Source organism: Staphylococcus lutrae, assembly GCF_002101335.1.
Taxonomy (GTDB): domain Bacteria; phylum Bacillota; class Bacilli; order Staphylococcales; family Staphylococcaceae; genus Staphylococcus; species Staphylococcus lutrae.
In genome coordinates this window covers 1,038,265-1,054,073 of the sequence record NZ_CP020773.1, presented here as the reverse complement: position 1 = coordinate 1,054,073, position 15,809 = coordinate 1,038,265, and the positions used below count along the sequence as shown (strand labels likewise).

The 15,809-nt window shown below is 38.4% G+C and carries 13 protein-coding genes; 10 read left to right on the top strand and 3 right to left on the bottom strand.

Annotation, left to right across the window (positions count from 1 at the left end):
• Positions 1 to 174 precede the first annotated feature (174 nt).
• The gene (locus tag B5P37_RS04990; RefSeq protein WP_085237198.1) at positions 175 to 933 is read right to left on the bottom strand and encodes a DeoR/GlpR family DNA-binding transcription regulator; all 759 of its coding nucleotides are present in this window, start codon (positions 931 to 933) and stop codon (positions 175 to 177) included.
• 203 nt (positions 934 to 1,136) lie between these two features.
• On the opposite strand from B5P37_RS04990, the gene B5P37_RS04985 reads away from it, so the two are divergent.
• The 9 genes from B5P37_RS04985 to B5P37_RS04945 are packed head-to-tail and all read left to right on the top strand — an operon-like array spanning position 1,137 to position 11,742.
• Complete coding sequence (locus B5P37_RS04985; RefSeq protein WP_085237197.1) at positions 1,137 to 2,591, top strand: CoA-acylating methylmalonate-semialdehyde dehydrogenase; 1,455 nt, start codon at positions 1,137 to 1,139, stop codon at positions 2,589 to 2,591.
• Between the two features lie 11 nt (positions 2,592 to 2,602).
• The gene (iolB, locus tag B5P37_RS04980) at positions 2,603 to 3,415 is read left to right on the top strand and encodes a 5-deoxy-glucuronate isomerase (protein WP_085237196.1); all 813 of its coding nucleotides are present in this window, start codon (positions 2,603 to 2,605) and stop codon (positions 3,413 to 3,415) included.
• A gap of 12 nt (positions 3,416 to 3,427) precedes the next feature.
• Positions 3,428 to 4,390, top strand: a complete 963-nt coding sequence (gene iolC / locus B5P37_RS04975) for a 5-dehydro-2-deoxygluconokinase (protein ID WP_085237195.1) — start codon at positions 3,428 to 3,430, stop codon at positions 4,388 to 4,390.
• A gap of 10 nt (positions 4,391 to 4,400) precedes the next feature.
• Positions 4,401 to 6,314 (top strand): 3D-(3,5/4)-trihydroxycyclohexane-1,2-dione acylhydrolase (decyclizing), encoded by a 1,914-nt coding sequence (gene iolD, locus B5P37_RS04970; RefSeq protein WP_085237194.1) that lies wholly within the window; start codon positions 4,401 to 4,403, stop codon positions 6,312 to 6,314.
• Between the two features lie 13 nt (positions 6,315 to 6,327).
• Positions 6,328 to 7,347, top strand: coding sequence for a Gfo/Idh/MocA family oxidoreductase (locus tag B5P37_RS04965; RefSeq protein WP_085237193.1), 1,020 nt, complete (start codon positions 6,328 to 6,330; stop codon positions 7,345 to 7,347).
• A 10-nt stretch (positions 7,348 to 7,357) separates the two neighbouring features.
• Positions 7,358 to 8,239, top strand: coding sequence for a myo-inosose-2 dehydratase (gene iolE / locus B5P37_RS04960; protein WP_085237192.1), 882 nt, complete (start codon positions 7,358 to 7,360; stop codon positions 8,237 to 8,239).
• Between the two features lie 43 nt (positions 8,240 to 8,282).
• On the top strand, positions 8,283 to 9,887 hold the full coding sequence (locus B5P37_RS04955; RefSeq protein ID WP_085237191.1) for a solute:sodium symporter family transporter: 1,605 nt from the start codon (positions 8,283 to 8,285) through the stop codon (positions 9,885 to 9,887).
• The gene (gene iolG / locus B5P37_RS04950) at positions 9,888 to 10,889 is read left to right on the top strand and encodes an inositol 2-dehydrogenase (RefSeq protein WP_085237190.1); all 1,002 of its coding nucleotides are present in this window, start codon (positions 9,888 to 9,890) and stop codon (positions 10,887 to 10,889) included.
• Between the two features lie 13 nt (positions 10,890 to 10,902).
• Positions 10,903 to 11,742 carry a class II fructose-bisphosphate aldolase gene (locus B5P37_RS04945; RefSeq protein WP_085237189.1) on the top strand — a complete coding sequence of 280 codons (840 nt, stop codon included), beginning with the start codon at positions 10,903 to 10,905 and terminating at the stop codon, positions 11,740 to 11,742.
• Positions 11,743 to 12,049: 307 nt separating this feature from the next.
• On the opposite strand, the gene B5P37_RS04940 is transcribed toward B5P37_RS04945, so the two are convergent.
• Complete coding sequence (locus tag B5P37_RS04940) at positions 12,050 to 12,736, bottom strand: acetolactate decarboxylase (protein WP_085237188.1); 687 nt, start codon at positions 12,734 to 12,736, stop codon at positions 12,050 to 12,052.
• Between the two features lie 486 nt (positions 12,737 to 13,222).
• Positions 13,223 to 14,161 carry a ketopantoate reductase family protein gene (locus B5P37_RS04935; protein WP_085237187.1) on the bottom strand — a complete coding sequence of 313 codons (939 nt, stop codon included), beginning with the start codon at positions 14,159 to 14,161 and terminating at the stop codon, positions 13,223 to 13,225.
• A gap of 232 nt (positions 14,162 to 14,393) precedes the next feature.
• Between B5P37_RS04935 and uhpT the strand changes: the two genes are divergently transcribed.
• Positions 14,394 to 15,773, top strand: a complete 1,380-nt coding sequence (gene uhpT / locus B5P37_RS04930) for a hexose-6-phosphate:phosphate antiporter (protein ID WP_085237186.1) — start codon at positions 14,394 to 14,396, stop codon at positions 15,771 to 15,773.
• Positions 15,774 to 15,809 lie beyond the last annotated feature (36 nt).

Genomic DNA, 15,809 nt, shown 5'->3' with positions numbered 1-15,809 from the left:
GAAACATTATGATAACAACTCCAGTATGACGAATGATAACACGAGTTTCAAATAAAATGACATGACAAAAAGTTGAGAAAAAGATATCGAAACAATCTAAACATAAGGGGAGTGCGGTATTCCATGCATTTGTGACATTTTTAGGTCGACCTAAATTCGTGTTATGAAAACGTTTTAATATAAGACTTCGATGTCATGTTGACTCGCAAATTCTGAGATGTTATCCGGTAGTGGCTGGTTCGTAATAATGGAACATACGCACTCAAGTGGTGCATAGGTCAATAATGTACTTTTGTTCATTTTACTAGAATCCACACAAATAAATTTTTGTTTGCTTTTTTTCATGACGATTTGTTTAATATCATTTTCTTCAAGTTCAGAATTACTAAGGCCATTGGTTACATTAATCCCTGTTGCGGCCATAAACGCTTTTTCTATGTTCATTTTATTTAGTAGAGAGTGTGCATCAATACCGATAAATGAGCGTGTTGTTTTTTTGAATTGCTCGCCGATAACAAATAAATCCATTTCATCAAATTGTGAGGCTTTATTAATGACATCCAAGCTATTTGTAATCACTGTAAGCGGCAAAGACTTATCAACATAGTCGAGAATATGCATGGTTGTCGTCCCTGTATCAATATAGACGACATCACCTGCAACTAATTTTTGTGCTGCCAACTTTCCTATATGCTTTTTTTCTTCTGAGTATTCGATATTACGTGCATTAAAATCAATGGCACTTGAATGAGACGTATTGACAGATTTAACGCCTCCATACACTTTCTTAACTTTATTTAAATGAACAAGTTGATTAATGTCTCTTCTTATGGTGTTAATCGAAACATTAAAGTGCTGACTCAGTTCATCGAGTGTGACTGCTGTTTTATCATTGATAAATCGTTCAATTTCAAAAATACGTTTCGCTTTCATAAATAATTCCTCCAATAATATGAATATACCCAAAAAATGGAGGAATAACAATCAAAAGTACAAAAGTTCATCAATGTGTTGACAGATAATGCCCCCTCATTTAGAATAAAAATCAATACATGACCAATATATTATCAATAGTTGCTCATGTATTCATTATTCTTTTCTTTTGAAAGCGCTTACTAAAGTGGGAGGTAGTTTTTATGGCTGAACTTTTGAAAAATTATATTGGTGGAAAATGGATTGAATCCAAGTCAGAAGAAAAAATTGAAGTTGTCAATCCAGCAACAAAAGAAGTGATCGCTTATGTCCCCGTTTCAACACGTGAAGAATTAGATGAAGCAGCTGAAATTGCACAAGAAGCATTTATGAAATGGAAAGATGTTCCAGTTCCAAAAAGAGCGCGTATTTTATTTAAATTTCAACAGTTATTGATTAAGAACAAAGCATTGCTTGCTGACATTATTACTAAAGAAAATGGTAAAAATACACAAGAAGCTTTAGGAGAAGTACAGCGTGGTATCGAAAACGTTGAATTTGCTTGTGCGGCACCAACATTAATGATGGGAGATGCGTTATCCAGCATCGCAACGAATATAGAAGGAACAAGCTATCGTTATCCTGTTGGGGTCGTTGGAGGGATTACGCCTTTTAATTTTCCAATGATGGTCCCATGTTGGATGTTTCCGATGGCGATTGCATTAGGAAACACATTTATCATTAAACCTTCTGAAAAGACGCCACTATTAGTCAATCAGATTGTTACGCTTTTGGAGGAAGCAGGATTACCTAAAGGTGTATTTAACGTTGTGCATGGCACAGTAGATGTTGTGAACGGAATTTGTGAAAATACGCATATTAAAGCCATCTCATTCGTGGGTTCTAAAACAGTTGGAGAAATTGTTTATAAAAAAGGGACAAGTCATTTAAAAAGGGTGCAATGTTTAACAGGGGCGAAAAACCATACGATTATTTTAAATGATGCGGATCTTGATCAGGCGGTTAAAGATGTCATCGGGGCTGCGTTTGGTTCAGCTGGAGAAAGGTGTATGGCAGCGGCAGTCGTTGCGGTACAAGAAGGTGTGTATGAATCATTTAAAGAAAAATTAGTACAGGCAGCACAAGATATTGTGATTGGTAATGGTATTGAAGATAATGTTTTTCTCGGTCCGGTCATTCGTGAAGAAAATAGAGAAAGAACTTTGAAATATGTCGATATCGGTGTAGAAGAAGGGGCAACACTTGTTTTAGATGGTCGTGACAACAATAAAACGGAAGGTTATTTTGTCAAACCAACGATTTTTGAAAATGTGACGACACAGATGACAATTTGGAAAGATGAAATTTTTGCGCCTGTCTTATCATTAGTGAAAGTGGCCTCTTTAGAAGAAGCAATCCAACTTGCGAATCAATCAGAATTTGCAAACGGTGCTTGTTTATTTACAGACAGTGCTTCGTCAATAAGATATTTTAGGGAGAACATTGATGCCGGCATGTTAGGTATTAATTTAGGTGTTCCAGCCCCTATGGCTATTTTTCCTTTCTCTGGATGGAAGTCATCTTTCTTCGGATCATTGCATTGTAATGGCAAAGACAGTGTCGAATTTTATACGCATAGAAAAGTCGTGACGGCGCGACAAGGTCAACCAAGATTTTAGGGGGGATATCTATGTCTCACTTATTAAGGAAAGCAACGCAAACCCAGCAAGATGTTTCATTTGTACATCGGCATCAGATGGACGATTTAGGTTTACAGTATATCGGATTTGAAGTGATGGATTTAACAAATGGTGCAGAATATACGTTTGAAACAAAAGAATATGAAGTCTGTTTAGTTGTTCATACAGGCAAAGTCAATGTGACGATTGATGGTCAGGTTTTTAACGATTTAGGGCGCAGAACATCTGCTTTCGACAAAATTCCGACAGACAGTCTTTACGCATCAAGAGACCGCGATATCACAATCAAAGCGGTCAATTCAGCAACGGTGATTGTGTGCTATTCAAAATGTCGTACACAACGCCCGACGTATTTCATACGCGCAGAAGAAAACACGACAGAACACCGAGGGAAATATGCGAATCAAAGATATGTTCAAAATATATTGCCTGACGATCACCATGCCAGTGAGCATTTATTAGTAGTCGAAGTGTATACCGATCAAGGAAACTGGTCGAGCTATCCGCCACATAAGCATGATGTGGATGACTTGCCAAATGAATCGCTATTAGAAGAAATTTACTACCATGAAATGAACCCTAGACAAGGATTCGTATTTCAACGTGTATATACGGATGATCAGTGTATCGATGAGACCATGACTGTGGAAAATCGGGACGTCGTGATCGTTCCGAAAGGCTACCATCCTGTTGGAGTCCCTGATGGCTATGATAGTTACTATTTAAATGTGATGGCGGGACCGAAAAAAGTGTGGAAGTTTAATAATGCAAAAGAACATGAATGGATTATCGATAGAGAATAGGAGGAAAATACGATGAGCGGAAAAAAGCATATCGTAGCGATAGGGCGTGCTGCGATTGATTTGAATGCTGTAGAAATCAATTGTCCTATGGAAGAAACGAAAACGTTCAGAAAATATGTCGGTGGCTCTCCTGCAAACATTGTCATTGGGGCATCCAAATTAGGATTAGATGTCGGGTTAATCGCAAACGTTTCTGATGATCAGCATGGGCGTTTTATCACGACATATTTAAATGATGTGGGTGTCGATACGTCACAGATTTCTATTGATAAGGATGGACGTCAATCAGGATTGGCATTTACAGAGATTTTAAGTCCAGAAGCGTCGAGTATCTTAATGTATAGAGAAAAAGTCGCTGATCTCAACTTAAAACCTGAAAATATAGATGAAGCCTATATTCGTAACAGTCATTACTTATTAATTTCCGGGGTGGCATTGTCTCAGTCACCTTCACGTGAAGCGGTGATTAAATCGTTGCTGATTGCAAAGAAGAATGGTGTGAAAGTCATTTTTGAACTGGATTATAGACCGTATTCATGGACAAATGATGAGGAAACGGCGCTCTACTATGAACTGTTTGTCAATCAAGCGAATATCGTCATTGGTACAAGAGAGGAATTTGAGAAAATCGATGCGTATCAAACGTTATCGGACAAAGAAGTGAGCGAGCTGATTTTTAAGCAGGGTCAAGCTGAACTGGTCGTCATTAAGCGCGGGGTTCAAGGTTCGAATGCGTATACAAGTCAAGGTGAACATTTTGTAGGTCAAGCCTATAAAGCGACAGTTATGAAAACTTTTGGTGCGGGTGATTCATATGCGGCAGCGTTTTTATATGGATTGATAACAACGCAAAATATACAAAAAGCATTACAATATGGTGCGGCTTCTGCAGCAATCGTTGTAAGTCGCCACAGTTCAAGTGAAGCAATGCCGACAATTGACAAAATAGAAGCGCTCATTCAAGCGCAAAGTTAGGAGTGTTACGATGTCAAAAACAATACGACTGACTACAGGAGAAGCAATTGTTAAATTTTTAACACAGCAATTCATTTCAATAGACGGTAAAGAATCACGTTTTGTTGAAGGGGTCATTAATATATTTGGTCACGGCAATGTTTTAGGAATCGGTGAAGCATTATTTCAATATCAAGATCAATTGAATATTCTACAAGGTAAAAATGAGCAAGGAATGGCACATGTCGCTACGGCATTTAGCAAACAAAAACTTAGAAAAAGTATTTATGCTGTCACAACATCAGTAGGGCCGGGTGCAGCCAATCTTGTGACTGCAGCAGGAACGGCATTAGCCAATCATATCCCTGTTTTGTTTTTACCGGGAGATACATTTGCGACACGACAACCCGATCCAGTGCTTCAACAAATAGAACAGCCCTATAGTATAGGCGTGACGACAAATGATGCATTGAAGCCTGTATCGAGATATTTTGATCGTATTACACGTCCTGAACAAATCATGAGTGCGCTGTTAAGGGCTTTTGAAGTGATGACCCATCCGGCAACAGCAGGACCCGCGACCATTGCATTGAGCCAGGATGTTCAGGGGGAAGCTTATGATTTTCCTGTGTCATTTTTTGAAAAACGAATCCATTATATGGATCGTCTACGCCCAAGTCAACGCGCAATAGAAAAAGCCATTGATCAAATCAATTGTGCTGAGAATCCATTGTTTATTGTGGGAGGCGGCGCAAAATATTCGGAAGCATATGACATCATCAAGCAATTGAGTGAAAAACATCAGATTGCGATTGTTGAAACGCAGGCGGGTAAATCAACAGTCGCTGCAAACTTTAAATATAATCTTGGTGGTGTCGGGGTAACCGGTAACTTAGCGGCGAATAGGTATGCTAAAAAAGCAGATGTCGTTATTGGCATTGGTACAAGATATTCAGATTTTACGACAGGATCCAAAACAGCATTTCACTTTGAAAAGGCATCATTTATCAATATTAATGTCAATCGTATGGACGCTTTAAAGTTGGAAGGGATTGATGTTTTAGGAGATGCCAAAGTGACATTAGAAGAAATTTCTCATGGTTTGACGAGAACGTCTCAAGCGAATGCCGATGAGATTGAACAGTTAAAGAACGAATGGCAAGCGGAACGTCGCCGTTTAGCGCATATTGATATCAACGCAAAAGCGTATCAACCTGAAATCAATGACGCATTTAAAGACGCGCAGTTTCAAAAATATGTTGCACAGTTAAATACAGCGTTGCCACAAACCAATGTTTTGATTGCGCTCAATAATCAAATCGAAAGCGATGCAGTGATTGTTGCGGCTGCGGGGTCGTTACCAGGAGATTTGGAACGTTTATGGGAAGCACATACTTTCAATACGTATCATATGGAGTATGGTTACTCCACTATGGGATACGAGATTGCAGGCGCTTTAGGTGTGAAATTAGCTGAACCAGAGAAAGAAGTGTATGCTTTTGTGGGGGACGGTAGCTTTTTAATGTTGCATTCAGAGTTGGTGACAGCACTACAATACCATCACAAAATTAATATTGTGTTATTTGATAATAGTGGATTTGGGTGCATCAACAACTTACAAATGGCAAACGGTAGCGATAGCTTTTGTACCGAATTTCTAACCGCTCAAGGAGATGTTTTGAATATTGATTATCAAAAAATCGCTGAAGGTTACGGTGCACAAGGCTATAAAGTGAATGATTTAAACTTGTTACAAGAAGCGATCCAAGCCGCACGTTTACAAGAGAAAAGCACGTTGTTTGATATAAAGACATTGCCTAAAACAATGACGAAAGGTTATGCGTCGTTCTGGAATGTCGGTGTTTCAGAGGCGAGTGGAAAATCAAAAATTCTTAAAGCATTTGAAGAAAAACAGGCACATATGATTAACGCTAAGAAATATTGATGGAGGAATCCGCATGACAAGAATTAAAATAGGGCAAGTTGGGCTTGGGAGATTAGGAAAGGTCCACGCTCAAAATATTGTTAACGCGATACCGAATGCTGAGTTGTGGGCAGTCGCTTCAATTGTTGAAGAGGAATTGGCGTATGCCAAAAATGAGTTAGGTGTACCTTATTGTTACCAATCGTATACAGAGATGATCAACCAAAACGATTTAGACGCGGTGGTCATTGCTTCGCCAAGTGGCTTTCATACGGTACAAATTTCTCAAGCTTTAGAAAAAGGACTCCACGTGTTTTCAGAAAAACCCATTGGATTAGAGATGAAAAGTATTGAAAATGTCGTTCAAAACATTGAAAGCAGTCCTGATTTAGTTTTTCAACTCGGTTTTATGAGAAGGTTTGATCATTCTTATCAATATGCCAAGTCGTTAATTGAAGCGGGCACGTTAGGTGAATTAACTTCAATCAGGTGTTACGGCATTGACCCTCATGTAGGTTTGAATGATTTTATCTCCTTTGCGAGGAATGCGACAAGTGGCGGTATATTTTTAGATATGTCGATTCACGATATTGATTTAGTTCGATGGTTCTCTGGCGCAGAGTTTAAATCCGTTTATGCGTTAGGAAATCATATCGCAGCGCCTCAATTATCAGAGTATTCAGAATTGGAAACAGGTGCCTGTCTTGCTCAGTTAAGCAATGACGTTGTTGTCTATTTACTGGCAGGCAGAAATGCCATGCACGGCTATCATGTTGAAACGGAATTGATTGGAACTCGAGGCATGATTAGGATTGGCAATGCACCAGAGAAAAATTTAGTGACGCTTTATGATGAAAATGGTGTTGTCCGTCCGACTTCTCATCATTTTCCCGAGAGATTTAGAGAGGCATTTATTAATGAAATCCAGTCGTTTGTGAATGCGATTATCAAACAAACGCCTTCCACAGTGACGGGTGTGGATGGAATGAAAAGTACTGAAGTGGCTATAGCGATGCAACAATCATTTGATGAAAAGAAAGTAATTTATTTATGAGGTGAAGAGAATGACGCGATTCATTAAATACGCATGTGCACCGATTGCTTGGACAAATGATGATTTACCAGAATTGGGAAAAGAGAACACATTTGAACAGTGTATTAGTGAAATGGCACTTGCCGGCTATGAAGGAACAGAAATCGGTAACAAATATCCTAAAGATGTCAGCGTGTTGAACAGCTACTTAAAACCAAGAAATTTAGAAGTCGCAAGTGCATGGTTAAGCTTATATTTGACGACAAAACCTTACGAAGAAACAGAGACCGCTTTTATCCAACATTTGAACTTTTTAAAAGCGTTAAATGCAAAAGTCATTGTTGTTTCAGAACAAGGTAAAAGTATTCAAGGAGATATCGCATGCCCGCTATTTCAGTCTAAACCAGTTTTCAATGAGATGGAATGGCAGCAATTAGCAGATGGCCTGAATCGCTTAGGTACGATAGCCAGACAACATCACATGAAAATTGTGTATCACCACCATATGGGGACCGGTGTACAGACAAAAGAAGAAATTCAGAAATTAATGGCGTTAACCGATGCAGAAAATGTATCTCTGTTATTTGATACGGGCCATTTACACTTTTCTGGTGAAGAGAGTTTGGACATTTTTAATTTATTTAAAGATAGAATTCATCATATTCATTTTAAAGATATTCGTGAATCAATCGTTAAACGTGTGAAAGAAGAAAATTTGTCGTTTTTAGAGGCAGTCAAGCAAGGGGCTTTTACTGTACCAGGGGATGGAGATATCGACTTTAAACCCATTTTAGAGAAAATATATGATTCAGATTATGCAGGGTGGATTGTAGTTGAGGCAGAGCAAGATCCTGCGATTGCCAATCCATTCCTCTATGCAAAGAAAGCAAGAGATTATATGAATACGATTTAAAAATTGAATACAAAGCACGATATGCTTTTAAGGGGTGAAGACTATGGGTTTGTTTGCAATTGTTTCTTTTCTAATCGTCATTTCTTTAGTTGGATTTTATGCATATGTCAGGAGTAGAAAAATTGATACAAGTCATTCAGAAGGTTTCTTTATGGGAGGGAGAAGCTTAACTGCATTTACAATTGCGTCAACAATCGTGATGACGAATTTATCTACCGAACAGATCGTAGGACAAAATGGTCAAAGTTTTGTCGCGGGAATGGAGGTCATGGCATGGGAGGTAACAGCAGCGATTGCGATTGTAATACTCGCATGGGTGTTCTTACCAAAATATTTCAGATATGGCATTGATACGATATCTGATTTTGTAGAATTACGCTATGATACCTTCACAAAAAAATTGGTATCTATGCTATTTATATTTACTTACGTTGTTTCATTTCTTCCGGTTGTCCTTTATTCTGGTGCGCTCGTTTTCAATAAAATATTCAATGTCAGTGGGATTTTGAACGTGAGCCAGACGACGGCAGTGATATTAATATCGACGATTATTGGTGTTGTCGGTGTCATCTATCTCTTTGTCGGCGGACTGTCGCTGAGTGCACATAGCGATTCGATTTATGGTATCGGTTTATTAATTGGCGGTCTTTCTATCCCTATATTAGGACTGACTATTTTCGGTGATGGTAGTTTTTTACAAGGGTTCGATAAAGTCATTCAAAAGACACCGGAAAAATTGAATGCGATTGGTGCGATAGACTCTCAAATTGTTCCTTGGCCCACTTTATTTTTCGGTATGTTTTTTAACAACTTGTTCTTTTGGTGTACGAATCAGATGATTGTTCAAAAAGCATTGGCTGGTAAAAACCTTAAAGAAGCCCAAAAAGGTGCAATGTTCGTTGGGATCTTTAAAATTTTTGGGGCATTATTCCTAGTATTTCCAGGTATCCTTGCTTTTAATATGCTAGGTGACCAAATTGATCATCCGGATAATGCATATCCAATGTTAGTGAATGCTGTATTGCCTGAATGGGCATATGGTTTATTTGGTGCAGTGATTTTTGGTGCGATTTTAAGTTCATTTGTAGGATCACTCAATAGTACGGCCACATTGTTCTCACTCGATTTATACAAATCAACAATGAATAAAACGGCTTCCAACAAACAAGTATCGAAGGTGGGGCACATTACGACAGTGGTTGTGGGAATCATCGTAGTGATTTTAGCGCCAATGATTTCGCTTTTCCCACAAGGCTTATACGCTGTGGTTCAAGAGTTTAATGGTGTTTACAATATGCCGTTGTTAGTGTTGATATTAGTTGGATTTTTTGCAAAACACACGTCTAGCCAAGGTGCGAAAGTGATGTTTATTTTTCACATAGTTATGTATGCGCTTTCAAAAGTGTTATTGACAAATATTCATTTCTTGTATGTCTTGAGTGTGCTCTTTTTTATCGATCTATTGATTTTACTTTTATTCAACAAAATCAAACCATCTAACGCATTTGATTTCAGTGCAAATTATTCAAAGGTTGATATTACACCTTGGAAATATAGATATATTGTCGGAATCGTGATTATTGTCATTGTCATTATCACATATACTATCTTTTCACCACTTGTTTTAGCGAGAATAGGAGGAATGTAAATGAAAATAACAGTAGGTGTGATTGGTGCAGGACGCATCGGTCAACTGCATATTGATTATCTTAGAAAGCACCCCAATGTTCGAATCAAGTGGGTCTCTGATTTGAACTGCGATAAGCTCAAGGATTGGATTGAGGAACAAGGTATCGAAAAACGTACAAAAAATCATCAAGATGTGATCAATGATCCTGAAGTGGATGCTATTATTATCTGTTCGCCAACGGATACCCATGTCGATATTATCAAATTGGCATGTGAAAAAGGAAAACATATTTTTTGCGAAAAACCGATCAGTTTAACTTTATCAGAATCAAAAGAAGCGGTGAAGTGTGTTGAAGCGTCAGGGGTTAAATTACAAATGGGGTTCAACAGACGTTTTGATAGAAACTTTGCTGCATTGCAAAATGTGTTAGCAAAGCGTGAACTTGGTGAAATTCAATCTTTGAGAATTACTTCCAGAGATCCTGAACCGCCTCCGATAGAATATGTGAAACATTCTGGTGGTTTGTTTATGGATATGTCGATTCATGACTTTGATATGGCAAGGTATTTAATGCAATCAGAAGTTGTCGAAGTTTACGCCAAAGGTCAAGCATTAGTGAATCCAGCGTTGAAAGAGATTGGCGATATTGATACAGCAATCGTGACACTGGTCTTTGAGAATCAAGCGTTATGTGTTATAGAAAACTGTCGAAGAAGCGTTTATGGTTATGATCAACGGATTGAAGTTTTAGGAGACAACGGTGCAATCAGTGTAGGAAATGAAAATTTAAATACTTTAACGTATGCGAAAGCAGATGGAATCAAACAAGATAATCCTCCATTTTTCTTTCTTGAACGGTACCAACAAGCTTATGCGGATGAAATGAATGCATTTATACAAGCGATGATTCATGACGAAGCGGTGGCGTGTTCAATTAGAGACGGGTTAAAAGCGCAAGAAATCGCTGAAAAATGTAAGGAATCTTTAGTAACAGGATTGCCAATCAAAATTCATTCATGAGAGGAGGAGCACTATGAAAGTGGCTATAGAGAAAGCATACCGAGCCCATTATGCCATTCCTCAAATCAATGTCAATGGTCTCATTTGGATTGAAGGCATTTTACGCGCTGCTGAGAAAAAGCGCTCACCGATTATACTTGGAACAACGGATAAGTTGATAGATGATCTAGGCGGCTATTCATTTATCAATCAACTGATTCGATTAAAAGCCGAAAGTTTAAAGATTACGATTCCTTATTATGTCCATTTAGATCATGGACGTTCCGTTGAATCTTGTTACAGCGCAATCGATGCGGGATATGATTCTGTTATGTATGATGGTTCTCAATTGGCATTAAAAGACAACATCCACCATACGCAACGAGTCGTTGATTATGCACATCAGCGCGGCGTATGTGTAGAAGGTGAGATTGGCGCAATTGGTGGGAATGAAGATGGTATGATCCACCAAGTGGCGTATGCCTCTGTGTCAGATTGTATCGCACTGGTAGAAGAGACACATTTAGATAGTCTCGCCCCTGCACTCGGGTCTGTTCATGGTCCGTATAAAGGTGAGCCAAAACTCGGATTTGATATGATGCAGCGGATTAATCAAAAATTAAAGATGCCGCTGGTATTGCATGGTGCGTCAGGCTTATCTAATGATGATTTAAGTCGTGCAATTCAATATGGCCATAGTAAGATTAATTTCAACACTGAAATCAACCTCGAATGGAGTCATGCATTAAGGGCCATACTTACCAATCAACCTGATTTATATCAGCCTAAAGCCATATTAAATCCTACAATACAGGTGATTCAGAAAACGGTAGAAAAAATCATTGATCAGTGTGGGTCTTCCTTTAAAGCATAAAGAAACAGCGATGGTTCTCCGAATGTTTTTGGATAGAATCATCGCTGTTGCACTATTTTTAAATATGGGTTCAAAAAAAGGGGCTACTGTATGAGGCATGAATGTCACATACAGTAGCATTTCTTTACTCGTATTCAATGGATTAATGACGTATTTAAGACAAGTCAACTTACTTTAGAAAATGCAATTGTTTAATTTTAGGTTGAATACTTTCACTGCAACGTTCTAAGCGAGGGAACTTGCTCTTAATTGACGTATGAATATACGCACAACATCTCTTTGTTTGGGCGTAATGGCGTAATGCAAGTTATTCAGGGAAATACTGAATAAACAAAGGGTCAACAGCTGGACAGATTACAGAGAATCCGTCAAAACTTTGGAGTGCGGCACGACCTTCTACCACATTAAAACTCAACACTTTTCCTACGATGTGATGATACTCTGAAACAAAATATGCACTAAACCCCGGTGGATGGATCCCGCTCATCTCATGGGGCGTGTAGAGTATCAACAACGTTCCTGTCATCTCTCTGACTGCCCGTTCAAGTTGTGTTAAGGGAAGCGATTGTCTACCATGTGACGACGGTTTACGATTTTCTTGTTTTGTGTAGATACTCAGATGCAACTCGTTAAAAAAACCTGTGATGATCGTTATGGAAAACAATTGATCGCTTTTGAATTTTTCTTTAATACGTTCGAATAGATAGGTGTGATGTGTGTCTATGATGTCAAAGGTCACCTGTGGACTATAATGAAAAACAGCGCCGTATGGTACTTTTTCGCGACCATTTAATCCGTGATGTTCATTGAATTGATTCATATGAACGGGCTGACCATCAATAATCACAAAATCCCCATTTGTATGATTGAGTGTACCGAAACCATAATTGCCATAACGTAATAGTTCTGCAATTGTGACTTCACTTTCTAGATGTCCTTCTAAAAGCGTTTTAATTGTGCCTACTTGATGAATATAATGGCGATATTCTTTCAATGGTTCAGCCTCCTCGCATATGACATCCAGAGAAAAAGAGAAGTTGAGAGGGTAGACGGATGGACCGTATGCCAAAGATAGCCAAGCAGTCGTTAACGAATTGAATAACAAAATATATTTTATTGCTTGCTATGGAAATGATTATAAACTGCGTGAGTTAAAAAATCAACATAATTTTCTGAAAAATGTTAAAAATTATACATCTATTCCGTACAAGGCGGAATAAAGGAAATATTTTATGGCATAAACATAACAAAATATATACTTTTTTATGGTGTTTTGCCAATTTGCTATTGCATGCCACTGTGATTAAGCAACCCTGTGAAGGGGGATACGCATCCATTGGGGATCAAATTTATATTGAAGAGATCTGTAAATGAAGGAGGCACAATAAAAAGGCAAGTACATTGACCGATAAGAACCGACACGTCCCCATTATCGGTGCGTATACTTGCCGCTGTGTTAATTTTGATAAACAGAATATGTTTAAGATTTGATATGTTTCATTTCTAATTGGTGAATTAAATGCGTCAACATTTCATTATTCGGTGTCGCGATACCGGCTTCACGACCATATTTTGTAATTTGTCCGTTTAAGTAGTCTACCTCTGTATAACGGCCTTTATATAAATCTTGGTGCATTGAAGGGTAATGTAAACCTTGTGCTTCTTTAGGATAAGATGACTCTATTTTTTTAATGAGTTGATCTGTATCAAGAGAGACCCCTCGTGAATCCGCTACAGCAACGATTTCTTCAACAATTGGATGAATCATTTCACGTGAATGTTCATAAGTCCCAAATTCATAAATCGTTTTGTCTAAAATCGTACAGAGTGGGTTCATGACACTATTCACGGTTGCTTTTGCCCAAATAGATTTAAACACATTGTCGCTGATTGTCGCATTTAATTTTGCATCATTTAAGATTTGTTCAATGCGTTGCGTACGTTCATCAGCGTGGCCATCTGAACGTTGGAAATCAATAGAACCTTGACCTTCTAACAACAATTGTCCAGGTCCGCGTAGGCCCGCTGTCCACATTGTTACGGCTAAAAAGATTTGAGATTTAGGTACAATTTTTGAAAGGCGTTCATCATGACCTAAGCCATTCATCATGGACAATAATGCCGTATCTTTATTAATCGTACCATTGTCATTTAAGATACGGAGCATGGCTTCAGAATGCATAGATTTTGTTAAAATAATCACAAGGTCGAACACGTCATTAACTTGATCAGGTAAAAACGCTGGAATGTCCAAAGTATAAGTCTCATCTTCAGTTTGGATTTCAAGCCCTTTTTCATTAATCGCATTCACGTGTGCTTCCCATGTGTCGATTAACGTTACATCATAGCCGGCTTGTTTAATTTGGCTTCCAATACGGCCGCCCATAGCGCCAGCGCCTGCAATCGCAATCTTTTTCATTTTAAAACTCCTCCTTTTAAAAAACCTATCTACAAATTAATTTTAATTTTGAGAATTATTTGTGTCAATCGCAATATATATCAAATAACGAAAATTATGTGAATTGTGAAAATAAAGTGTCATTTTTTAAATGGTTGAGTTCAATTTTTCGGATAAAATGATGATTTTTGGTATGTTAAGCGTTTACATCCGGTGCTATAGTGTAGCTAAATGATAACGAGAGGTGAGGGACATGAACTTTTTTGATATTCAAAAGGTACCGAATCAAGGGATACCATTATCAGTTCAACGGAAGTTATGGTTACGCTATTTTTTACGCGCATTTTTTGTGGTATTTTTTGCTTATATGGCCATGTATTTGATTCGAAACAATTTTAAAGCGGCGCAACCTTTGTTGAAAGAAGAAATTGGCTTGACCACAATCGAATTGGGTTATATCGGTTTAGCTTTTAGTATTACGTACGGCTTAGGAAAAACGATACTCGGCTATTTTGTGGACGGAAGAAATACGAAACGTATTATTTCTTTTCTACTTATTCTTTCAGCAGTGGTTGTACTCATCATGGGATTCGTACTGAGTTATTATGGCTCTGTGATGGGCTTACTCATTGTTTTGTGGGGATTAAATGGTATCTTTCAATCTGTTGGAGGGCCAGCGAGTTATTCGACCATTTCAAGATGGGCGCCTCGTACAAAGAGAGGGCGTTACCTAGGATTTTGGAATACCTCACATAATATCGGTGGCGCGATTGCAGGGGGACTGGCTTTATGGGGAGCGAATGTCTTTTTCAACGGCAGTGTGATAGGAATGTTTATCTTTCCATCTGTGATTGCACTCCTCATTGGGATTGCGACACTCTTTATCGGTAAAGATGACCCTGAAGAATTAGGATGGAACCGTGCTGAGGAGATATGGGAGGAACCCATTGAGCAAGAAAATGTCGATGCACAAGGGATGACGAAGTGGCAAATCTTTAAAAAATACATATTAAAAAATCCGGTGATTTGGATTTTATGTGTATCCAATGTTTTCGTCTACATCGTTCGTATCGGTATTGACAACTGGGCGCCACTTTATGTGTCTGAACATTTACACTTCGACAAAGCTGACGCGGTCAATACAATTTTTTACTTTGAAATTGGTGCGTTGGTTGCCAGCCTTCTATGGGGATATGTATCCGATTTGTTGAAAGGACGCCGTGCCGTTGTAGCGATTGGTTGTATGTTTTTGATTACTTTTGTCGTACTCTTCTACACGAATGCAACAAGTGTGATGATGGTGAACATCTCACTATTTACACTCGGCGCATTGATTTTTGGACCACAATTATTAATCGGTGTTGCGTTAACTGGATTTGTACCGAAAAATGCGATCAGCGTGGCCAATGGGATGACAGGCTCCTTTGCGTATTTGTTTGGTGACTCGATGGCTAAAGTCGGATTAGCAGCGATAGCAGATCCAGAGCGCAATGGGTTAACTGTGTTCGGATATACATTAAGTGGATGGACAGATGTGTTTATCGTCTTTTACATCGCACTTTTTGCAGGTATGATACTTCTCGGTATTGTTGCCATTTATGAAGAAAAGAAAATTCGAAGTTTAAAGATATAAAGTGTGATTTAAAATGCATCCTAAAAGTCGTTTTCA